The organism is Mesorhizobium onobrychidis, from assembly GCF_024707545.1.
In the GTDB taxonomy this organism is placed as follows: domain Bacteria; phylum Pseudomonadota; class Alphaproteobacteria; order Rhizobiales; family Rhizobiaceae; genus Mesorhizobium; species Mesorhizobium onobrychidis.
Genome location: NZ_CP062229.1, coordinates 3,187,766 through 3,208,229, shown reverse-complemented (window position 1 = coordinate 3,208,229; position 20,464 = coordinate 3,187,766). Strand labels below are relative to the sequence as shown.

The window sequence follows — 20,464 nt, the reverse complement described above, 5'->3', positions numbered from 1 at the left end:
AACGACTGCAGCATGGCGACGAGCGCGCTGCCCGGTGCTGGTGAAGTTCATCCACAGAAGAAGCGGGGGGTTGGGATCATCCGACAGCGTCTTGTGTAGCCAGGGCGGCGAACCTCGGGACTGGGGTTCGCCGCCCCCTTTCGCGCCAATGAGGGAAAGTTGGCCCTCAAGGGAGCGATCTCGGCTTAGAAAGCGGTCCATACGCGCTCGTGCGGATTTCCCGCGGCATGTCGCCGTGGCGCAGCTTCGCCTGCGGTATGCCCTGTTGCAGGCGACGCAGCGAGGGCGCATCGAGACCGAGGGCATGCCGCTGTATGGCGCGATGGCCTCTTCGCCGACCGCTCTGAGGGGATCCGATGCAGCGCGCAGCGCAGGCGCCTGTGCGTAGGCATTGGCGACCCTAAGCATATAGCTCGCGTTGGTTTCGCCTTTACGCTCGATTTTCAGCCGCCTTGCCAGCGCCTCGCGCACGCGTTCATGGTGGTCGGCCTCTATTTTAGTTTAGGCGGTTGCCTGGCAGGTAGGCCGTTCGACGGGAGCAACTCAGTCGGATCAGATCGCTACCTGTGTTCCGATCTCGACCACGCGTCCAGTCGGGATCTGGAAATACTCAGTGGCGTCGGCCGCCGTCCGCGCCAGGCCGATGAACAGCCGGTCCTGCCACAGAGGCATGCCGGAATTGGGCGAGGCCTTGAGCGAACGTCGCGACAGGAAGAACGACGTCGTCATAATGTCGAACTTCCAGCCCTGTTTGCGGCAGATCGCCAGCGCGCGAGGGATGTTCGGCTGCTCCATGTAGCCGAAGGTCAGTGTCACTCGCATGAACAGCTCGTTGACCGTCTCCATCTTGACCCGTTCGCTGTCGGGCACCACCGGCTGCGGCGCCGTCACCACCGACAGGATGACGTTCTGCTCGTGCAACACCTTGTAGTGCTTCAGGCTGTGCATGAGCGCGGTCGGCGCGCTGATCGGATCGCTGGTCAGGAACACTGCCGTTCCGGACACCAACTGCGGCTTCTTTTTCGCCAGGTTGCCGGCAAGGAAATCGAGCGGAATCTCGTTCCTGCGGGTTTTTTCGAACAGGTACCTGGTGCCTCTTATCCAAGTCCACATGGTCATCACGATAACTGCGGCAATGGCAAGCGAGGCCCAGCCGCCGTCGAACACCTTGACGATGCTGGCTGCAAAGAAGCCGGTATCGATGAAGACGAACACCGCCATCAAGGCAACCGCGACGCCGAGCGGCCACTTCCAGATACGCGTCATGACGACAAAAAGCAGTATGTTCGTCACCAGCATGTTGCCGGTCACCGAAATACCGTAAGCCGAGGCCAGTCTGCTGGATTCGCCGAAGCCGACCACCAGCAGCATCACCACCAGCGCCAGCAACAGGTTGACGCGCGGCAGGTAGATCTGGCCCGACTGTTTTTCCGACGTATGCAGGATCACGAAACGCGGCAGCATGTTGAGCTGCACCGCTTGCCTGGTCAGCGAGAAGGCGCCGGAAATCACCGCCTGGCTGGCGATCACGGTTGCGGCGGTTGCCAGCACCACCATGGGAATGAGCGTCCAGCCCTGGTTCATCTCGAAGAACGGATGACCGACAACGCCGCCATTTGCCAGCACGAAGGCGCCTTGCCCGACATAGTTGAGCAACAGGCAAGGGAACACGATCGCCAGCCAGGCGAGCACGATCGGCTTGCGCCCGAAATGGCCGAGATCGGCATAGAGCGCCTCGGCGCCGGTGACGGCGAGAAAGACCGCACCAACCGTGACGAAGGCGACATCGGGCGAGTTGACCAGGAACGACACGATATAATGCGGGCTGATTGCCAGCAGGATTTCCGGGTCGTCCATGATGTGGTTGAGGCCGGAAAGGCCGATGGCCAGGAACCACAGCGCCGTAACAGGCCCGAACACCAATCCCACGCCGCCGGTGCCGAACCGCTGTACCGCGAACAGGATCGCCAGGATGACCAGCGTCAGCGGCACCACATAGGGCTGGAACGTGGGCGTTACGACATTCATGCCTTCGACCGCCGAAAGCACCGAGATCGCCGGCGTGATGACCGCGTCGCCGAAGAAAAGCGAAGCGCCGACGATGCCGATGCCGAGAATCACCGCCGACCGCTTCGGGAAACTGCCGCGCGCCAACGCCATCAGCGACAGCACCCCGCCCTCGCCACGGTTGTCGGCACGGAGCACAAACATGATGTATTTGATGGTGACGGTGATCGTCAGAGACCAGATGATCAGCGACAGCACGCCGAGGATGTCGCCACGGTCGGCGACGTTGCCGCCGGCCGAAGCACGCAACGCCTCGCGGAACGCATAGATCGGGCTGGTGCCGATATCGCCATAGACCACGCCGAGCGCGCCCAGAATCAGTATTCGCAGGCTCTGCTGGGAGTGGACGTCATGCGCCGCGGGCTGTGCTGTTGCATCCCCGCCGTTGCCTATATCGGCATTGCCCATGAACTTACTCCTTCGGATAGGGCGGGGTCCCGCCCCCTTGCAGCGCAAAGCAAAACGTTCGTTGTCGAAGTGGTGAACGCGAGATACCTCGCTGTTGTCGAGACTCAAATCGCCACTGGGTGAAAGTTCAGTGGAAGATTAGTATGTGCGTTGATAACATTGCGTTCCTCAATTACCTCAATCGCGAATCCTCATTCCTGAGGGGTGCTCAGTAAGGAATGAGATTTTACTTTAAGTCGATCCCTTGCAGCGCAGACAACTTCTTCAACACGCTGTCGGTAGCTTGCGGTCGTTTGCTGGCTGTCGGCCTTCCTGGGTCTATTTACAGTCGAGCATGCCGGAAATATTGACGATCAAGGGCCAGGGCCAAGAAGCGGCCCACGATATCGACTAGCATGGAAGGCTCCGGAGGCCGGTCAACGGGGTCAAATGCGAGCCCAATGGCGGCACGCGGGCCCCCTGCCGTTGTCGTTACAGGCCAAAAGTCAAAGCGCGAGGCCAACGCCGGGTGGACTCCGGCGCTCACGACAAGTCCCGTTGCCAACGACGATCGCGCCGCCTCGAATTCGGCCTCCTGGGGCTCTACGTCGCCGACTTTCTCGACGGAAACTACTTTGCCATCCAAAACAAGAATGACGACGACAGGAACTTGAAAAAGCGCTGCAAGTGTTTGGCAGGTGATCGAGACGATCGCCTTAGCATTATCGATCCCGGCGGCGTCGCGACTGTAGCCTTGCAGCAATGTTGCCTGCCTCTTCAGGAGTGCCGCTTCAGTTGCACGGCGCCGGGATGTAAATGCAACGCCACTGACGATAAGTCCGACGACAAAAAGCAGTCCAATCGCCCAGACGTTTGCCGGGTCGTCGACGATCAGCGTGTAGCGAGGCTCAGTCAGGAAGAAATTGTAGGCGAGAGCACCAAGTATCGCCGAACAGAGGGAAGGCCCCAAACCCAAGCCAACGGCCGCTATGATCACCGGCACCACAAATACGAGGGAGAGGTTCGGGATCATCACTTGGCTATGAATACCAACAGCCAGTGCCGCCGCGATGGCGGTCATCACAAACGAAGCAAGGTAGCGCACTGCAGCTGGAGCCTCCGATAACGCTAAGTCCAAAAGCGGATCGGCATCCGGCAACAGTTTGATGTCTCGTCGCAGTTTCGGATTAACAGCGGCCATTGTTCAACTCCATGCAGCGGTCGCCGCATGACGCAAACCTAGGTCGATACGCATAAAAATTCCATTCGTGTGGGAGCCCCAAGATATAAAGATCCCATAGTCGAAGAGGCGGTACAAAGAGGGCGGCTCGCGAAGCGGCTACTCGCCGGGCGCTCCGCTCGCCTCATCGTCACCATGGGAATGCCGGTGCTCCTTTATCGCTGGTATTTCGGCGCTTACGGTGTTCGCGGTTTCGAGCGTAGCATCTTGAGCTTCGCCGGAATCAAGCCAATTCGCGAAAGTTTTTTGGCCTCTCATTTGGCGATGAAAAGAAACGTGCTCGCTGGATCGAGGACATACGCAATCACGGAAGGCGGGGCGACTGATCGCGGCCCACGAAATATCGTGCTAGTGGCTGCTGGTCTTGAAACGGTACCAGGATCGACGATCAATGCTCGGTCAAGATTTCCGCTGTCGGCACGATTAGGTCGTCCGACAGCCAACCCTTTTGGCAACTTTCCACCCGACTGAGACGTTGAACGCTCCATCGCGGTATAATCCGAGCCCATGCGCCGGCCGGCTCGGTCGCGCCAGGAGTCGACGCTCAACACCCAGGTATTGAACGTCTCGATATGGGCCGGATGCGGATTGGGAGCTTCGAGGCTCGGACTATCAGAAGCGGACCTTCAGATAGCGGACGTTCGCCGGAACCTTGGCGAGAGGCCAAGGCGGACCTTTACTGCGCTGGCGCAGGTGTATCCGGCACTGACGGTGTCTCGACCTTCGGCACCTCAATGTTAACGTTGGCGTCCCAGGCACCGGAGATGATCCGCTCCGAAAAAACCAGCAAATACTGCAATGGCATCAGAATTGCCGCAATGACCGTCCCGCCGCCTCAACTTTGGACGACTGTAGTAGACGCTCCCAGGCACCTGCCGCCAGCATGGCTCTGGTGCCTAGTGAGGTTGGATGCGGTCAACCGGCACACACCTCATGCCACAAGTCGCACGGGCAACTGTGCGAGGGCGCGGATGCCAAGGCGCTTGCGCCACTCGATTTTCCCCGCCCTGTTGTCGAGGCGCATGTCTGGGAAGCGCGTGACGATGCGCTCGAGGGCGATAGCGGCCTCCGCCCGAGCTAGTTGGAAACCGAGGCAGAAATGCGCGCCTGTGCCGAAGGAGAGGTGCGGGTTCGGGTGGCGCGTGATGTCGAAACGGTGGGGATCCTCAAACTTGGCAGGATCGCAATTTGCCGCCGCCAGGAATCCGGCGAACATGTCGCCGCGGCGGAATTGCCGTTCCTGCCAGACCATGTCGCGGGTCGCAAAGCGTGGCTTGGTCATTTGCACTGGCGATACGTAGCGCAGACATTCTTCGACGCAGGTGGGCATCAGGCTTAGTTTGCTCTGCAGCCTGCGGCTTTGATCCTCATGCGATAGCAATGCAAAGAGCCCGCCGGAAATCAGATGGGTGGTGGTTTCCTGCCCAGCACCGAAGAGCAGGAAAATCATCGAGACTAGTTCGTCCTCACTGAGCTTCTGCCCGTCAGATTCAGCATCGCGCAGCGCGGCGATCAATCCGTCAGGCAAGGCTCCCCCTCCAGGTCGCGAGACGCGGCGAAGATAGCGGACAACGCTGATCACGCCGGGAATGGCGCGGATGACCGCGCCGACATTGGCAGTGTCCTTTAGCCCGCCCAGCCAGCTCTTGAACCGATCGTGATCCTGTTCCGGCAGGCCGAGCATCGCGCAAATGACCGAGAGGGGCAGATCGCGACAGAACTCGGCCATGAGATCGACCTTCGGTCTCCCCTCCAGCTTGTCGAGAAGCCGATCGGCTATTTGGGTGATCATCGGCTTCATGGCCTCGATCGTTCGGCGCTGGAACGCCTGGTCGACGAGCCCGCGCAGGCGGCGGTGCTCAGGGTCGTCGTGGCCGAGCATGTTCAGCGCCAGAAGGCTGATCGTCCTTGGCAAGAATCTGAGTATCCGCACCTGTGTCCTGCTCCCCGCGTTGGCGGGGTCGCGCGCGAAGCTCTCGTGATCCTTCAACAACGTTGCGCAGGCGTCATGCGTCACGGCGAGCCATGTGCGTCCGACAATCGGCAGCTTCATGCAAACGACTGGACCTTCGGCTCGCATTCGGTCAACCGTGAGGAAGGGGTTTGCGTGGAAGCCCGGCGATAAGATGTCGAAATCGCGCGTCTCGATCATGCTCTCACTCCCAATGTGGCCAGTCCTCCATGAGGCGCTGCTGCGCTTCTCCGGTTAATCCGCCTCAGCCCTTCGACGCCACCGGCACGTTAGCAGAAAAGAGAACGGCCAGAATTACCTCGGTCGCGCGCTGAGTGTGATGACCAAGAGGCGACCGATCGATCGGATAAAATCATATCAGCTGCCGTTCGTTGCTGCTCGAGTCACATAAATCTGGTTGGGCCTGAAGCCGGTGAAGTGGCCGCCTTTGAAGTCACCGTATCGGGCGTCAAGTTCCAGACCCGCCAAGGCAAAACGCAGCGGCATCTCCTGCGGAAAGAAGGCGCGCAGGTGCATCGCGTCAGCCCGGCCTTTTCAACAACGCGAACATTGCAGTCGACTATTTGTGGTGGCAGCTATCTCCTCGATTACGAATATCGGGACGCGAAATGGGGGAGCGAGTGGAGAAACGCTTCGATACCGCCCATCTTATTGAGCGAGCTATTGGATTGAAAGGTTTAGACTCTTAGGATCGCCTTCTACGGGTCACCGCATGACGCAAACCTAGGCGGAAGTTCGGCTCGTGACGGCCGTCGGCATGCGGGCACTATAGCTCGGGCCAGACTGACGCGAGCAAAAGAAGGACAATTCCAACGAACGCGGCATTCCAGACGAGCGACCGGAGCAAAGGAACGCCCGCTGCGTAGAGTAGAAGATAAACCACTCTGGCGGAAAAATAGAGACCAGCTCCCCATTGGCTGAGGGCGCTCTCACGACCGAGCACGTGAACAAGGAAGACCGCCACCACAAACACCGGGAACGTCTCAAGTAAGTTTCGAAGTGCTCTTTCCAGGCGTCCTGCTACGCCCGTGAGCGGAGAGACTTCGGCGTCACGAGAGCTGGCCGTCCAACGATAACCTCGCTGAAGGCTGGCTGCGTGCGAGGAGACAACAATTTGGATCAAACAGAGCACGCAACTCGCCACAAGCATCGCTAGTTCGAAGCTCATTCAACCCTCACACCTGCCCGTTCTTTAAAGACCTTACCAGAATCGTGCGTCGTATGCCGGTCCGCCGGCCAGACTGATGTCCGGGAAGGGTCGATTGTTGGGCTTCATCAACGCCGGTGGGCAGCGGCCCTTCCTTACTGCCCAGAGTCATGGGCGAGGTCCGGGTTCAGTGTCGCCAAGGCTTTGGTCCATGCGAAGTCATAGGGTAAGAACGCGAGATAAATCGCGATCAGTCCGCCTGCCGGCACATCGATCGTGAAGACTGCAATCGTCGTTGTCGCCACCAGCACCGTGTAGGGAAACAAATACCAGTAGGCCCAGTCGAGGCGTCTGCGGCGAAACAATAGGTAGTTCCAGACGCCGTCGGTGACCATAACAGCTATTACCATCACGAGCGCCGCCGCGCCTCGCTCCTGGGCCTGTAGCATCGCGGCGACTCCAAAGGTCATGATCGTATAGAACGCCCCGCCACGATCATCCATCCCCAAATCGGCAGTGCCCAGCGCGGTTGTTTGAGCGATGCCAAAAAGCGAAAGGGCGTCGGCCCGGACAGCCACGCTTCGAGCGCAGCGCACAAGGCAACCAACATCAGCGCCAGGGGCCAGGGCGAGAAAGGGATGTAGCTTGATAGCATGGCTCGTCGCACACTCGTAGTCCTACGACACGATCATAAGGGCGCGCAGCAGGCAAATTCGGCTTTTCCGCATTCCGACTCCAGGTCATCGCGCGAAGGTCGGCTCTTGAGAAGCGCCGGGGAAGTCGGCAATTGGCGCAACCGCGACCTCCAGAGTGATCGCCAGCGATGTCTGCTTCAGGGCGGTGGCAAAGCTGACCTCTACGGCCGACATGCGGCGCGTTGCCGACCGTCAGCATTTGGGGCCGGAAGCGGACTGCTCCAGGACTTTGTCGATAAAAACCCTTCCGGAACCATGGATGTGATGCACCGCGCGCTTGCGCTCCGCATCAAGACCGACATGGCCAGCAACTGGCGGATCATTCAGCGCCTGCGCATGTCGCTACAGCTTGCCCTGTTTCTATTGTTGCTGGAACTTCTGGCGTGGCTGTTGGCGATAACACGAGTCTAGGCTCACGGACTATTAAGCCAGCAGGGTGAAGACTGCTTCGAGACAAGTTACGCGAAAATCCCTCGCGCTAAAGCTGAGCTTCGATAGCCGCCTTGTCTATAACAGACCATACTTGTACAATCTTTTTGTCCCGAAATTCATAGATAACATTCTCGGCAAAGGAAACTCTCCTCCCGCTCACAGGGAGGCCGAGGAATGTTCCTTTCGGGGTACAATCGAAGTCAAGCCGGCTCGCTATATAAGGCGGATCGGAAATCAACATCCGGACGTTGAAATAAAGGTCCGGGATTTCAGCAAAGTCTGTCTCCAGCATTTCGCGATAACCTGACAAGCCGAGCCGCCGCCTATTGTGGATCACCTCATCATCAACGAACTGTCCCAGCTTCTCCCAGTCCTGCTTATTGAGGCAGGCAATGTAGTCTCGGTAGACGCCGGAGAGGTCGGTTTTAATCATCGCGACTGACCCTATCTTCTAACGGGTCCTGCTGCAAAGGCGGTATTCTCGCGCTCACGCAGATGACGGCATGAAGCGGCTTCATGCGCGGATGAGAAAGTGTTAGACAGCGTCCACTTCCTCTATTCCCGCTTCGTCTAATGGTAGGACAGCGCCCTTTGAAGGCGTGAATCGTGGTTCGAGTCCATGAGCGGGAACCAGCATCGCCCGCGCCAGGCAACCGATCGGACCGGGTGTGCCGTCCTTTTCACTGGCAAGGTGGTCGGGCCGACCAAGGAGCCCTATAACCACCGGATGTGACGGAGGACGACATGGCAGACGACAAATCCAAGACCAAGCAGGACCGCAAACCGGCCTCCGGCGAGGAGCCTTACGACGTTGCGGCTTTTGCGAAAAAATACGGCATACCGCCGAGCGAGGCCGCGACGATCATCAAGCGGTACGGGCCTTCGAGGAAGAAGCTCGATGCGCATATGGCGAGCCGCAACGCCTGATCCGCATCCGGCGGCGTCGACCCGGACCGCGGCTTGACCATGCCCGCCTGATTTCCGGCCGGTTTCTGCCGGATGTGCGAAATTTCCCGTTTTGGGAAGGTGCGGCCTGGCGCCGGATGAAGCGCTGAAGATCATGCGCGAATCGCAAGGCTGGGTGAGCACGACGACGCCGTCCAGCGGCAAGCGGAAGAATTAGCCCGACAAGTGCATTGGGCGAAAAGCATGGCGCTCGGTTGCCGGCAAATCGACCTCGGAGCGCCGATTCATGGATGTTGCTCTTGCATTAGCTTGAGCGCATATTTCGTCAGCCGGTGAACTACCCAAGCCGGTTAGGCTCGGCGCCAGTCCCCCCTCGATCCCTCGACGCCGAGCCGCCGGGATCGGCCTGGAGGCGAACCATGCCCATGTATCTCTCACGATTCAGCTATACGCCCGAGACCTGGGCGCGTCTGATCGAAAACCCCGAGGATAGACGCGAGGCAGCCCGCACCTACATCGAGTCGGTCGGCGGAAAGCTGCACGGGTTCTGGTACGCCTTCGGAGAGCACGATGGCTGGAATCTGTGGGAGGCGCCAGACAACGTTTCGATGGCATCTGTCGCGCTTGCCATTGGTGCGGGAGGCGCGCTCAGCTCGTACGAGACCACCGTTCTCCTAAGCGTCGAAGAAACCATGCAAGCCCTCGGCAAGGCGAAGTCGGTCCGGTATCGCCCGCCGGGAAAGCCCTGACCAACACGAGCGGGTGGGTGCTGGAACGGTTTTTCCGAGCTTTCTCGCCGCTGTTAATGCATGTCGCCCAAAAGCACGCCGTCGGGCTTGAACCGAGGGTCCTGCAGCCTCGCATCCGGCCAGCGGATGCTACGCTCGCCGTCCGGCTGGCAAAGCCGCTCGCCCGCTCGCCCGCGTAACGATCGCTTGCAGCGGCTCCGGCTGGTGCAGCAGAAATCCTTGGCCGAAGGCAACGCCCATATCCCTGAGGATGTCGAGCGCATCCTGCTCTTCGATCTTCTCCGCCACCACGGAGCAGCCGAGGCTTCTGGCTATGCCCGCTATGGCTGAGACGATTTCGCGGTCGAAACGGCTCTTCGCAATATGCTCGATGAAGGAACCGTCGATCTTGATCGTGTCGACGGGAAAGCGCCGGAGATATTCGAACGAGCTCATGCCCGCCCCGAAATCATCGAGGCTGACGCGGCAGCGCCGCTCGCGCGCCTTGCGGACGAACTCTTCGGCAGCAGTGAAATTGGTGACCGCGGCGGTTTCCGTGATCTCGAAGCCGATGCCGGAATGCGGCGCCCCGGTCTCATCGATGACGGCGTCGACGAAATCCCAAAGCTGCGGATCGCTCAGCGTCTGTGCCGACAGGTTGAAGCCGAGCGTGAGCGCCCCTGACTTCAGCGCGGGACCATGAAGCGAGAGCGCCGTCCTGATGATCCAGCGATCGAGCCGCGAGGCAATGCCGAACCGCTCAGCCGCCGGGATGAACTCGCCCGGCGGGATCAGCCCCCCGTTGCGCCCGGCGAGCCGCGCCAGGACCTCGACATGGCGGTTCTCTTGCCAGGGTTGTCCGAGCCGATGGATTTCCTGGCCGAACAGTTTCAGCCTTCCGTCTTCCATGGCATCGACGGTGTCGGCCGCCAGCCGCGCCGCATTGAGGCCCCCGGATGTTGTCTCAGGGGAGAACACCGCGAAGCGATTGCGCCCGGCGGCCTTGGCCGCATAGCAGGCGTCGTCGGCGCAGGCGAGCGCGTCGGCCACCGCGGTATTCTCATCGGCGACAAAGGCGATGCCGATGCTGGCCGCAAGCTTGCGCGACGCCGCCATCGAGCCGAGATCGGCATCGCGAACCGCCGCGAGAACGGCGCCGGCGAGACGCTCGGCTTGCGCTGCGTCGCAATCAGGCACCAGCAGCGCGAACTCGTCGCCGCCGAGGCGCGCGGCATGCACCGACGGCGGCAGACAGCCCAGAATGCGCTCGGCGACGCGCTTCAGCGCGAGGTCGCCGGCGGCGTGGCCGGCGAAGTCGTTCAAGGCCTTGAAGTAGTCGAGATCGACGTAGAACACCGCGAGCGGGCGCGCCGTTGCGATATGCTGGGCCAGCAGCCGGTCGAATGCGGCGCGGTTCAAAAGGCCGGTCAGGCCGTCATGGCGGGCCGCATGGGCAAGTTCCTGGTCGCGTTGCTTCGCCTCGGTGATGTCGCGCACCGTGCCCAGGATCTGGCCCGACGACTGGGCGTCGGCGATGAACCGTATCAGCGATTCAACATGTCTGATGTCGCCGTCCCGCTTGATGATGCGGTATTGCACGGCGACGACCTTTTGGGTTTGCAGCGGCGCCAAGTGGGCTCGCTCGGCGTCGGCCCTGTCGTCCGGATGCAGATAGCTGTGCCAGAGGTCTTGCGACACCTCGTCGGTTTCGGCGACAAGCCCGAAGATTTCCCGCGTGCGCTCGTCCCAGTAGCTTTTGCGTGCGGCAAGATCGTGATGCCAGATGCCGGTGCCGCTGGCGGCCAATGCCAGGCGAAAGCGGACATTGACCTGTTCGAGCTCTGCTTCCGCTTGCTTCTGCTTGGTGATGTCGGTCTGGACGCCCATCAGCCGGACCGGCCGGCCTTCGACATCGCGTTCGACCACCCCGCCGCGATCGAGAACCCATACCCAGTGACCGGATTTGTGCTTCAGCCTGAGCTCGGTCTCGATCGAATCGGTCAGGCCGGCAATGTGGCGTTCGCCGCTGGCCACCGCCCGCTCGCGATCGTCGGGATGCGTCAGCTGCAGCCAGAGATCGCTCGCCTCGACGAGCTCACCCTCGCCATAGCCGAGCATTTGCGACCACATCGCCGAGTAGAAACAGTCGCCGCTCCTGAGATCCCAGTCCCAGACGCCAAGATGCGCGCGTTCGAGCGCCAGCTCCCAGAACTCTCCATCGCGATTCTTCTTGTTAGCCATGCCCTGGACTTCGCCCGCCCCGCCGCAGCCATTGTGCGGCAAAGCAAAGAAGAAACCGTTACCGATGACAGCCCTGTTGGCCCTGCCCGGTCGCTGCAACGCGAGGAACGCGGAGGCCATCCGGCCCATTGCCTAGCCCCCGCGAGCCGCCGCGTTCGACCTGCGGCAGACCTGATCCCGCCTGGATCAGGCCTTGTTGGATCACGCCTTGGCCTTGAAGCGCGCCGCCTCTTCCGAACCGCTTGTGGCGTCGCCTGCGCTATAGGAATGGGCGCCGGCGCCGGCCAGCTTGCCGCCGTCGACGATCAGGTAGTCCTCGCGGATCGGCCGGCCTTCGAACCAGCACTCCAGGATTTCGCGCGTGCCGGCGGCATAGCGCGCCTGGGCGGAGAGCGACGATCCCGAAATATGCGGCGTCATGCCGTGATGCGGCATCGATCGCCACGGATGGTCCTTGGGCGCCGGCTGCGGGAACCAGACGTCGCCGGCATAGCCCGCGAGCTGGCCGCTCTCCAGCGCACCGGCGACAGCGTCACGATTGCAGATCTTGCCGCGCGCCGTGTTCACCAGATAGGCGCCGCGTTTCATCCTGGCGATCATCGCCTCGTCGAACAGGTTCTCCGTCTCCGGATGCAGCGGGGCGTTGATCGTCACCACGTCGCAGATGCCGACCATCGACGCCGGGTCTGGGTGGAAGGTGACGCCAAGCTCCTTCTCGACCGCCTCGGGCAGGCGGTGGCGGTCGGTGTAGTGCAGTGTGACGTCGAACGGCTGCAGCCGGCGCAGCACCGCGCTGCCGATCCGGCCGGCGCCGACAGTTCCGATCTGCATGCCTTCGACATCGTAGGAGCGCGCGACACAGTCGGCGATATTCCAGCCGCCTTTGATGACCCACTGGTAGGACGGGATATAGTTTCGCACCAGCGCCAGGATCATCATCACCACATGCTCGGACACGCTGATCGAGTTGCAGTAGGTCACCTCGGCGACGGTGATGCCGCGGTCCATCGCGGCCTGCAGATCGACATGGTCGGATCCGATGCCGGCGGTGATCGCAAGCTTCAGTTTGTTTGCCTTGGCGATCCGTTCCTTGGTCAGATAGGCCGGCCAGAACGGCTGCGAGATGACGATTTCGGCGTCACCGAGTTCACGTTCGAAAACGCTGTCGGGACCGTCCTTGTCCGAGGTCACGACCAGGCTGTGCCCGGCGCTTTCCAGATAAGGCCGCAGGCCGAGCTCGCCCGACACGCTGCCGAGCAGAACGCCCGGTTCGAAGTCGATGGCCTTCGGCGTGGGAAGCGTTTGCCCGCCGGGATAGCGGTCGAGCTTCGGCAGCCCATCCCGGGCATAATTTGACGGGTAACCGTCAACCGGATCGTCATAGAGGACGCAAACGACCTTTGCCATTTTGGTTCTCCCTTCGTCTGATAACGAGGAAGACGCTCGATTGTTAAGGCTGCCCGCCAAAACCGAACGGGCGGCCACCTGGTTTGTCAGAGGCCAGCAACTCCTGGCGCTTCCTCGGAAAGTTGCGCGCTATTGCGAATTAAATGGAGGAGATGGACGTGGCTTCAAGGCCGGCGGCAGGCACCGCGTTCATCGTTGACCTTGAGCGTACGCGCGACGACGATCCGCCATCGCAGCCACGGCCGCGACGGCGCCAGCCACAAACCCTCACTTCTTCCCTTGCGGGTAGATCGTCTCGCCGCGCTTCAGCATCTCGACGAAGGCGGCGATCTTCATCTTGCGCCCAGCCTCGGTCTTCATATTGTGGATGCGGAAGGCGAGCGCGAAACGGTTCTGCGCGCTGAGCGTTGCCAGCATCGCCTTGGCCTTGGGCTCGACGTCTATTGCCGCCTGGAGATCCACGGGGATTTTCATGTCCTTGCCGCTTCCATAGGCGCGCGCCCAGCGCCCGTCGGCCTTCGCCGCCTCGACCTGTTTGAGCCCATGCTCGGTCATCCGGCCCTCCTCGATCAGCCGGGCGACGTTGTCGACGTTGATCTGGCTCCAGATGCTCTTCCGGCCGCGCGGCGTGTAGCGCTGCAAATAGCTCTTGTCGTCGAGCCCCTTGCGCACGGCGTCGATCCAGCCCCAGCACAGCACCACGTCGATAGCCTCCTTGGGCGTGATCGAAGGTAGCCCCGAACCGACCTTGTGGATCTTGATCCAGACTTCTGTCGCGGTGTCGTGGTGCTGGCCGACCCAGGTATAGAAGCTGTCGGCATCGCTGAATTCGCGCACCTTGGCAAGATCGACCTTGACCGGCGCCATCAGCGGGTCCGCCTTTTTGCGGTCGTCATCGGTTTCCTCCTTATCGCTGCTCAGCTCCGATCGAATGGAGCAACAGTGGCCTTGTTGCAAGGCTGGCGGGACAGCGAAGCTGCCAATCTCCCCCCTAGTGGGGGAGATGCCCGGCAGGACAGAGGGGGGCGCGAAGGATCGCCATCGTCTCGTTACCTCATGACCAACCGAGAATTGACATGAGGTGCAGTTGCAAAGGGTTGAAGGCCGGCGGGACAGCGCCCCCCTCTGCCCTGCCGGGCATCTCCCCCACTTGGGGGGAGATTGGCAGCGTCGCTGTCCCCGCCCCAGCCCATGGCGGTTCTTCCCGTCGTACTGTAGGAATCTCCCGGCAGAACTGGCCCATAATAGACACGGCGGGCTCAACTGGGGACATATTGCCATGCGAGCGATGCTGTTCGGCCTGATGCTGCTGGCGCCAACTATGGCCCTGGCGGAACCGATAGAAACTCAGAAGATCATCACCGCGCTGACCGGCGACTGGAATGGCGACGGCGGCACCGACCTTGTGATGATCGTCGAGACCCAGCCCAGCGACCCGATGGACATGTACTTCTTCCTCAGGGATCGCGAGCACAACTTTTTGCGTCCTGCCGGCGTCGTGCGTGGGCAGATTCTCGGCGAGTGGAACGGTTACGACCGGCCCGGCTACGAGGCCTCCGACACCGAGCCGGAGCTGACCGCGCTGCCCAACGGCTCGATCAAACTGTATCTGCCGGCAATGCCGGTCGGCAGCAAGCGGACCAACCACACGCTGACGCTCGCTTACCGCGACGGCGTCTTCATCGTCGCCGGCTTTGCCTATGACTATCACGACTACCTTGAGGACAATGTCGCAAGCGACTGCGATTACAATGTTTTGACCGGCAAGGGCAAAAGCAGCAGGATGAGGGAGGACGGCACTACCGCGCACGCAACCGTCTCTGTCGAGGGGAAGATCATCCCCTTCGCGGAGTGGGACACCAGCGCCGGCTTCAGCGCCTGCGGCGAATGAGGGCAGCGCCCCGCATCGGGAGGATCCGACAGGTCGCCTGCTTCACTGCAGCTGCGGTTTCTTGAGAAAGCTGTTGCGGTCGGCCGACTTGACGCGCAGCCAGGTTTCGCGGCCGTCGCGCACAACCCGCAACGGGATCTCGGCGCCCGCCGGGTTCTGCCACAGCTTGCGGTAGAAATCGGCGAGCCCGTCGACTTCGCCGTCGCGGACATCCGAGATGATGTCGCCCTGGCGCAGGCCGGCTTCGGCGGCCGGGCTGCCTTCGGCGACGCTCATCACCACGACCTCGCCATTGCTTTCGGCGGAGAAGGCTCCGAGCCATGGGCGCGGTGGCTTGGCAACCTGGCCGCGTGTCAGGAGATCGTCGAGAATGGGCGGCAGAAGGTCGATCGGCACCACCATGTTGATGTCGGCGATCTCGCCGGCGCGGCTCATCTGCAGGCGCAGCGAACCGATGCCGAGCAGCCTGCCGTCCTGCCCGATAAGTGCCGCACCTCCCCATGACGGATGGGCGGGCGCGGTGAAGATCGCTTCGTCCAGGAGATACTCCCAATAGCCGGCGAATTCCTGCTTGGTGACGATATGCGCGCTGACCGTCTGGCCGATGCCGTCGGCGAGCACCACCGGGTCGCCGGCCATCGCCCTGGCCGCGTCGCCAAAGACCACCGCAGGCAGGCCGAGCGGCGCCAGCGCCTGCACCAGGCCGAAGCCCGATTCCTGGTCGTAGGCGAGCGCGTGCGCGGGAACCACGCGCCCGTTGTGGTCGGTCAGCCAGACTTCTTCCGCCTCGGTGATGAGATAGCCGATGGTGAGCACCAGCCCGTTATCGCGAATGACCACGCCGCTGCCTTCCCGGCTCGTGCCCAGCGCATTGGCGGTGAAAGCATCGTCCGGGATCGAGGCGCGCACCGCCACGATGGACCGCAAAATCGTATCGATGGTCATGCTCTCAATCCCGGCAATATTCATGACGGCCGCCAGAGGCCCGGTATCTTCTATAGGTATGGCGCACGTGACGGGGCGCAAGGGCGGGGGCAATCGCGCAGGCTTGCGCCGGTCGCATCTGCCTGCCGGCATCTTCTGCCCGTCTAGAGACTGCTTTAGAATGTAAACCCACGAACAAACAGCAGATAGGCTAGTATAATCGTTAATAACAACGACAAAAGTCCCCAAATCATAAATAGGGCAAACTTAACTTTGCTGCTTTTTCTGCGCTGTATCCAATAACCAATCTTTGTCATTATAAAGTCTAATATTTCATCCACTCTAAAAATCCTTTCATATATGATCTATTCCCTCAAGAGGGTGCCGTCTAGCGAAGGGGAGAAGGGGCTGTCACCGAAGATTTCGCCGATCTCTAACATTGCACAAAGGTCAATCTCCAGCGTTGCAGAAAGGGTGCCGAGGCTGCGGCCAGCCCCTTCTCCCCGTCACTAAACGGGGAGAAGTGCCCGGCAGGGCGATGAGGGGCGGCGCCGACCTCGACAATAGTTCAATATAAGTTGAACTTCCTGCTGCCCGCACTACCTGTATCTATGTGAAGATGAACCTGCCCCATGAATCTCCCGCTTCCATCGCGCAAGCTGATCCTCCCCCAAGACCCTCCCCGCTCACATCACAAGGCCTCCCGAGATGAACCAATACACACCGCCGAAAGTATGGACCTGGAACAAGGAAAATGGCGGCGCCTTCGCCAGCATCAACCGGCCGATCGCGGGCCCGACGCATGACAAGGAGTTGCCGGTCGGCAAGCATCCGCTGCAGCTTTACTCGCAGGCGACACCGAACGGCGTCAAGGTGACGATCATGCTGGAGGAGCTCTTGGCGCTCGGCCACAAAGGCGCCGAATATGACGCCTGGCTGATCAGGATCAACGACGGCGACCAGTTCGGCAGCGGCTTTGTCGAGGTCAACCCCAACTCCAAGATCCCGGCGCTGATGGACCGCAGCGGGCCAAAGCCGATCCGCGTCTTCGAATCCGGCTCGATCCTGGTGCATCTGGCCGAAAAATTCGGCGAATTCCTGCCGACCGAGCAGCCGGCGCGCGCAGAAACCCTGTCGTGGCTGTTCTGGCAGATGGGCTCGGCGCCCTATCTCGGCGGCGGCTTCGGCCATTTCTATACCTATGCGCCGGAAAAGATCGAATATGCCATCGACCGCTTCGCCATGGAGACCAAGCGCCAGATGGACGTGCTCGACCGGCGCCTCGCTGAAAGCGAATATCTCGGCGGCGACGCCTACACGATTGCCGATATCGCCGTGTGGCCCTGGTATGGCGGGCTGGCCAAGGGGCGCATGTACAACGACGCCGGCGAGTTCCTGTCGGTCACGGAGTACAGACACGTGCAGCGCTGGGCAGACGCGATCGACGCGCGGCCGGCGGTGCAGCGCGGGCGCATGGTCAACCGCGCCTTCGGCGAGCCCGCGATGCAGCTGCACGAGCGCCACGACGCCAGCGATTTCGACACCAAGACGCAGGACAAGCTGGCGGCGGAGTGAGCAGAGCGACGGAGCTGAGCGGATGACGCGCTGATCTCCCCCTTGTGGGGGAGATCGGCAGCTTCAACCCGCCCCGTCTCGACGGCGGATTGCAGAAGCCGCAGGCAGGCTTCCGCGCTGCCCAATCCCAGGCATATGTATCCGGAAATATATATTGGTTGACTAAAGTAACGGAACGTCCAATGCACATTCCAAGAACCGAACATGTCCGCTTTCAAACGGCTTAGACCAAGCTGTCTATCTGATAAACATTATGGTCTAGGCATGTTGATATTGGTGCTGGGCCTGACCTGGATCTCGAAACCGCAAACCGTCTCAATGCTCCAGTACTCGCGGGTCGCGGATTACCTGTGTGTCTTTCGCCCGGTTCCATAGATCAGCCGGATGACGAACACAAAATATCCGACCTGCGAAACGATCAAGGTAAGAACCGTCCAGCCCAGCGCCTTCCAGATCGAACCCGTTGCCAAAAAAGTCGAGAGCGCCACGACGAATGACGCGGTGGCCATCCCCACCAGGAACTGTGGAAAATTCATCGCTTTTCAAGGCCGTCCCGGAGCTTCTACAGCCGCGACGACCACCCTTGCCCATTTACCCCAGACCAACGTTTTCACCCTTTCAATGGTTGCGCAAGTGGCACATGGATCAGAAGTGTGCGCATGCTTAATGCATCCTATGGTTGAGACCTTTCTGGCTGGTGCTGTTCCATTCAAAAGGGCTGATCTAGTGCGGGAAGGCACGATGGAAATTTGTTGCGTGCCGGGCGCTCCGGGCGCAACGTGGGCGCTACGGACTGCGATAAAACAAGAATATCAGTCCAGGGAGAATGGGGGATCACATGGCGCTCAAGGTAATCGGCGCGGGGTTCGGACGCACGGGCACATGGTCGACCTTTGCCGCGCTGAACAGGCTCGGCCTTCCCTGCTATCACATGCAGGAAGTGATCCTCAACAAGGCCAACAAGGGCCACCTCGACTTCTGGCGCAAGGTAGCGAACAGCAAGCCCGGCACGCCGCACGACTGGGACCGGGTGTTTGCCAACTACACGGCGACGGTCGACAATCCCGGCTGCTGCGTGTGGCGGGAGCTGCTGGCCGAATACCCTGACGCCAAGGTGCTGCTGACGCTCCACCCGCGCGGCGCCGAAGGCTGGTACGACAGCACGATCGACACGATCTACTTCACCGAGAATCTCTGGCAGTTCAAGGTTTTGGAGTGGCTGACGCCGTTCGGCCGAAAATTCGGCGACATGTCGCGCAAGCTGATCTGGGGCCGTGTACTGGCCGGCGTGATGGACGACCGCGAGCGGGCGATCGCGCGCTACAACGCCTACACCGAGGAGGTGAAGGCAGCCGTTCCGCCGGAAAAGCTTCTGGTGTTCACGGTGACCGAAGGCTGGGGGCCGTTGTGCCGCTTTCTCGGCGTGGCGGAACCGCAGGAGCCGTTCCCGAACCTCAATGACCGCTCAAGCGTCAAGAAGGTGATCCGCGACGTCATCAAGGGATCCTACATCATGCTCGGGCTGTCGATCGCGGGGCTGGTGGCGGTGCTGGGCGGGGTTTTGTGGTGGCTGGGGTAGTGGTGGTTGGGCGGGTGGGCAAGCCTCTGACAGTGGCTGCAGCTCAGGCGATATTCTTGGATACGCAGGCGGGACAGCGCCCCCCTCTGGCCGGCCAAAAGGGGGCGCGAAGGATCGCGGCGGGGGGCGAGAAACCCGGCCCTTGCGAGCTCAGGCCGACATCGCCAGCGGCCTTGCGCTCTTGTTGGGGATCTGGATGTCGATTTCCAGCGTCGACATCGTCTCGCCGCGATCCATCGAGACCTGCAGATAGTCCTGGTCGATCTGCACATGTCTGGCGATGACGGCCATGATCTCCTCGCGCAGCACCGAGACGAGATCGGGCTGGCTGCGGTTGCGGCGCTCATAGGCGAGCAGCACCTGCAGCCGCTCGCGCGCCACCGGCGCGCTGCCGCGCCGCTTGAAGAGGTCTAACAGGCTCATGCTGCCCTCCTTCCAAAAAGCCGGTCGAGAAAGCCCTTGCGCTCGAACGGCACGACGACCGGCAGTTCCTCGCCCTCGAGCCGTTTGGCCGCCTCGATATAGGCGCGGGCGGCGGAATTGGTGGGATCGCTGAGCGTCACCGGCGAGCCGAGGTTGGAGGCCTTGAGCACGTCCTGGCTCTCGGGAATGATCCCCAAAAGCGGCGTCGACAGGATCTCCAGAACGTCGTCGATCGAGAGCATTTCGCCGCGTGCCGCGCGCGCCGCATCATAGCGCGTGACCAGCACGTGCTTGGCGATCTGCTCGCCGCGCTCGGCCTTCACAGTTCTCGCATCGAGCAGGCCGATGATGCGATCGGAATCGCGCACCGAGCTGACTTCGGGATTGGTGACGATGACCGCCTCGTCGGCAAAGCGCATGGCGAGCTGCGCGCCGCGCTCGATGCCGGCCGGACTGTCGCAGAAGACGTAGTCGAACACCGAGCGCAGCTTGTCGATCACCTCGCCGACGCCCTCCTCGGTCAGCGCATCCTTGTCGCGCGTCTGCGAGGCCGGCAGCAGGAACAGCGTCTCGACCCGCTTGTCGCGGATCAGCGCCTGCGAAAGCTTGGCCGTTCCCTGGATGACGTTGACCAGGTCAAACACCACCCGCCGTTCGGCGCCCATGATCAGATCGAGATTCCTTAAGCCGACATCGAAGTCGACCAGGGCCACCTTCTTGCCGGTTCTTGCGACCGCGGCGCCAAGGGCGGCCGTCGAGGTCGTCTTGCCGACGCCCCCCTTGCCGGAGGTGACCACCACTACCTTGCCCATATATGCCTCCATTATTGTTGTTGGTATTGTTAAGCGTC

At 61.3% G+C, this 20,464-nt stretch carries 20 protein-coding genes and 1 tRNA gene; 7 read left to right on the top strand and 14 right to left on the bottom strand.

Annotation, left to right across the window (positions count from 1 at the left end):
- Positions 1-552 precede the first annotated feature (552 nt).
- From IHQ72_RS15985 to IHQ72_RS15960, 6 genes are all read right to left on the bottom strand, one after another.
- Entirely contained in the window at positions 553-2,460 is a 1,908-nt protein-coding gene (locus IHQ72_RS15985; RefSeq protein ID WP_441338651.1) for a potassium transporter Kup, read from the bottom strand.
- A gap of 337 nt (positions 2,461-2,797) precedes the next feature.
- A complete protein-coding gene (locus IHQ72_RS15980; protein ID WP_258123304.1) occupies positions 2,798-3,655 on the bottom strand; it encodes a DUF4118 domain-containing protein in 858 nt (285 codons plus the stop codon).
- A 970-nt stretch (positions 3,656-4,625) separates the two neighbouring features.
- Complete coding sequence (locus tag IHQ72_RS15975) at positions 4,626-5,495, bottom strand: cytochrome P450 (RefSeq protein ID WP_258123303.1); 870 nt, start codon at positions 5,493-5,495, stop codon at positions 4,626-4,628.
- A gap of 528 nt (positions 5,496-6,023) precedes the next feature.
- Positions 6,024-6,182 (bottom strand): hypothetical protein, encoded by a 159-nt coding sequence (locus IHQ72_RS15970; protein ID WP_258123302.1) that lies wholly within the window; start codon positions 6,180-6,182, stop codon positions 6,024-6,026.
- Between the two features lie 250 nt (positions 6,183-6,432).
- Complete coding sequence (locus IHQ72_RS15965; RefSeq protein WP_258123301.1) at positions 6,433-6,834, bottom strand: MAPEG family protein; 402 nt, start codon at positions 6,832-6,834, stop codon at positions 6,433-6,435.
- 134 nt (positions 6,835-6,968) lie between these two features.
- On the bottom strand, positions 6,969-7,391 hold the full coding sequence (locus IHQ72_RS15960) for a tryptophan-rich sensory protein (protein ID WP_258123300.1): 423 nt from the start codon (positions 7,389-7,391) through the stop codon (positions 6,969-6,971).
- Between the two features lie 183 nt (positions 7,392-7,574).
- Here IHQ72_RS15960 and IHQ72_RS15955 point away from each other — a divergent pair, with 183 nt between their 5' ends.
- On the top strand, positions 7,575-7,919 hold the full coding sequence (locus tag IHQ72_RS15955) for a hypothetical protein (protein ID WP_258123299.1): 345 nt from the start codon (positions 7,575-7,577) through the stop codon (positions 7,917-7,919).
- A gap of 67 nt (positions 7,920-7,986) precedes the next feature.
- On the opposite strand, the gene IHQ72_RS15950 is transcribed toward IHQ72_RS15955, so the two are convergent.
- Positions 7,987-8,373: an ester cyclase gene (locus tag IHQ72_RS15950; RefSeq protein ID WP_258123298.1), complete on the bottom strand. Its 387-nt coding sequence runs from the start codon at positions 8,371-8,373 to the stop codon at positions 7,987-7,989.
- A gap of 126 nt (positions 8,374-8,499) precedes the next feature.
- On the opposite strand from IHQ72_RS15950, the gene IHQ72_RS15945 reads away from it, so the two are divergent.
- From IHQ72_RS15945 to IHQ72_RS15935, 3 genes are all read left to right on the top strand, one after another.
- Positions 8,500-8,573: transfer RNA gene (locus IHQ72_RS15945), tRNA-Gln, on the top strand.
- A gap of 111 nt (positions 8,574-8,684) precedes the next feature.
- Positions 8,685-8,867 (top strand): DUF3606 domain-containing protein, encoded by a 183-nt coding sequence (locus IHQ72_RS15940; protein WP_258123297.1) that lies wholly within the window; start codon positions 8,685-8,687, stop codon positions 8,865-8,867.
- A gap of 398 nt (positions 8,868-9,265) precedes the next feature.
- Positions 9,266-9,595 (top strand): GYD domain-containing protein, encoded by a 330-nt coding sequence (locus IHQ72_RS15935; RefSeq protein ID WP_165848547.1) that lies wholly within the window; start codon positions 9,266-9,268, stop codon positions 9,593-9,595.
- A 129-nt stretch (positions 9,596-9,724) separates the two neighbouring features.
- Here the strand turns inward: IHQ72_RS15935 and IHQ72_RS15930 are convergent, their stop codons facing one another.
- From IHQ72_RS15930 to IHQ72_RS15920, 3 genes are all read right to left on the bottom strand, one after another.
- Entirely contained in the window at positions 9,725-11,815 is a 2,091-nt protein-coding gene (locus IHQ72_RS15930) for an EAL domain-containing protein (RefSeq protein ID WP_258123296.1), read from the bottom strand.
- 201 nt (positions 11,816-12,016) lie between these two features.
- A complete protein-coding gene (locus IHQ72_RS15925; protein WP_258123295.1) occupies positions 12,017-13,222 on the bottom strand; it encodes an NAD-dependent formate dehydrogenase in 1,206 nt (401 codons plus the stop codon).
- A gap of 267 nt (positions 13,223-13,489) precedes the next feature.
- A complete protein-coding gene (locus IHQ72_RS15920; RefSeq protein ID WP_258123294.1) occupies positions 13,490-14,089 on the bottom strand; it encodes a YdeI/OmpD-associated family protein in 600 nt (199 codons plus the stop codon).
- Between the two features lie 412 nt (positions 14,090-14,501).
- On the opposite strand from IHQ72_RS15920, the gene IHQ72_RS15915 reads away from it, so the two are divergent.
- A complete protein-coding gene (locus IHQ72_RS15915; RefSeq protein ID WP_258123293.1) occupies positions 14,502-15,113 on the top strand; it encodes a hypothetical protein in 612 nt (203 codons plus the stop codon).
- A gap of 42 nt (positions 15,114-15,155) precedes the next feature.
- Here IHQ72_RS15915 and IHQ72_RS15910 read toward each other — a convergent pair whose 3' ends face one another.
- On the bottom strand, positions 15,156-16,058 hold the full coding sequence (locus IHQ72_RS15910) for a S1C family serine protease (RefSeq protein WP_258123292.1): 903 nt from the start codon (positions 16,056-16,058) through the stop codon (positions 15,156-15,158).
- Between the two features lie 687 nt (positions 16,059-16,745).
- On the opposite strand from IHQ72_RS15910, the gene yghU reads away from it, so the two are divergent.
- Positions 16,746-17,612, top strand: coding sequence for a glutathione-dependent disulfide-bond oxidoreductase (yghU, locus tag IHQ72_RS15905; RefSeq protein WP_192362643.1), 867 nt, complete (start codon positions 16,746-16,748; stop codon positions 17,610-17,612).
- Positions 17,613-17,956: 344 nt separating this feature from the next.
- Here the strand turns inward: yghU and IHQ72_RS15900 are convergent, their stop codons facing one another.
- Positions 17,957-18,148, bottom strand: a complete 192-nt coding sequence (locus tag IHQ72_RS15900; RefSeq protein WP_258123291.1) for an exopolysaccharide production repressor protein — start codon at positions 18,146-18,148, stop codon at positions 17,957-17,959.
- A gap of 302 nt (positions 18,149-18,450) precedes the next feature.
- Between IHQ72_RS15900 and IHQ72_RS15895 the strand changes: the two genes are divergently transcribed.
- The gene (locus tag IHQ72_RS15895; RefSeq protein ID WP_258123290.1) at positions 18,451-19,191 is read left to right on the top strand and encodes a sulfotransferase family protein; all 741 of its coding nucleotides are present in this window, start codon (positions 18,451-18,453) and stop codon (positions 19,189-19,191) included.
- A 150-nt stretch (positions 19,192-19,341) separates the two neighbouring features.
- Here the strand turns inward: IHQ72_RS15895 and minE are convergent, their stop codons facing one another.
- Together minE and minD are read right to left on the bottom strand one after the other, a co-directional pair.
- Positions 19,342-19,614, bottom strand: a complete 273-nt coding sequence (gene minE, locus IHQ72_RS15890; protein WP_023803855.1) for a cell division topological specificity factor MinE — start codon at positions 19,612-19,614, stop codon at positions 19,342-19,344.
- Positions 19,611-20,426 carry a septum site-determining protein MinD gene (gene minD, locus IHQ72_RS15885; protein WP_126043131.1) on the bottom strand — a complete coding sequence of 272 codons (816 nt, stop codon included), beginning with the start codon at positions 20,424-20,426 and terminating at the stop codon, positions 19,611-19,613. The genes minE and minD overlap by 4 nt, the downstream gene beginning before the upstream one ends.
- Between the last annotated feature and the right edge of the window lie 38 nt (positions 20,427-20,464).

What these genes read in the sequence shown, in the direction of transcription:
- IHQ72_RS15950 (WP_258123298.1), bottom strand. Translation starts at nt 8,373, where the DNA reads ATGATTAAAACCGACCTCTCCGGCGTCTACCGAGACTACATTGCCTGC.
- IHQ72_RS15915 (WP_258123293.1), top strand. Translation starts at nt 14,502, where the DNA reads ATGCGAGCGATGCTGTTCGGCCTGATGCTGCTGGCGCCAACTATGGCC.
- minE (WP_023803855.1), bottom strand. Translation starts at nt 19,614, where the DNA reads ATGAGCCTGTTAGACCTCTTCAAGCGGCGCGGCAGCGCGCCGGTGGCG.
- IHQ72_RS15900 (WP_258123291.1), bottom strand. Translation starts at nt 18,148, where the DNA reads ATGAATTTTCCACAGTTCCTGGTGGGGATGGCCACCGCGTCATTCGTC.
- IHQ72_RS15920 (WP_258123294.1), bottom strand. Translation starts at nt 14,089, where the DNA reads ATGGCGCCGGTCAAGGTCGATCTTGCCAAGGTGCGCGAATTCAGCGAT.
- IHQ72_RS15965 (WP_258123301.1), bottom strand. Translation starts at nt 6,834, where the DNA reads ATGAGCTTCGAACTAGCGATGCTTGTGGCGAGTTGCGTGCTCTGTTTG.
- IHQ72_RS15930 (WP_258123296.1), bottom strand. Translation starts at nt 11,815, where the DNA reads ATGGCTAACAAGAAGAATCGCGATGGAGAGTTCTGGGAGCTGGCGCTC.
- yghU (WP_192362643.1), top strand. Translation starts at nt 16,746, where the DNA reads ATGAACCAATACACACCGCCGAAAGTATGGACCTGGAACAAGGAAAAT.
- IHQ72_RS15980 (WP_258123304.1), bottom strand. Translation starts at nt 3,655, where the DNA reads ATGGCCGCTGTTAATCCGAAACTGCGACGAGACATCAAACTGTTGCCG.
- IHQ72_RS15935 (WP_165848547.1), top strand. Translation starts at nt 9,266, where the DNA reads ATGCCCATGTATCTCTCACGATTCAGCTATACGCCCGAGACCTGGGCG.
- IHQ72_RS15970 (WP_258123302.1), bottom strand. Translation starts at nt 6,182, where the DNA reads ATGCACCTGCGCGCCTTCTTTCCGCAGGAGATGCCGCTGCGTTTTGCC.
- IHQ72_RS15925 (WP_258123295.1), bottom strand. Translation starts at nt 13,222, where the DNA reads ATGGCAAAGGTCGTTTGCGTCCTCTATGACGATCCGGTTGACGGTTAC.
- minD (WP_126043131.1), bottom strand. Translation starts at nt 20,426, where the DNA reads ATGGGCAAGGTAGTGGTGGTCACCTCCGGCAAGGGGGGCGTCGGCAAG.
- IHQ72_RS15940 (WP_258123297.1), top strand. Translation starts at nt 8,685, where the DNA reads ATGGCAGACGACAAATCCAAGACCAAGCAGGACCGCAAACCGGCCTCC.
- IHQ72_RS15910 (WP_258123292.1), bottom strand. Translation starts at nt 16,058, where the DNA reads ATGACCATCGATACGATTTTGCGGTCCATCGTGGCGGTGCGCGCCTCG.
- IHQ72_RS15895 (WP_258123290.1), top strand. Translation starts at nt 18,451, where the DNA reads ATGGCGCTCAAGGTAATCGGCGCGGGGTTCGGACGCACGGGCACATGG.
- IHQ72_RS15975 (WP_258123303.1), bottom strand. Translation starts at nt 5,495, where the DNA reads ATGAAGCCGATGATCACCCAAATAGCCGATCGGCTTCTCGACAAGCTG.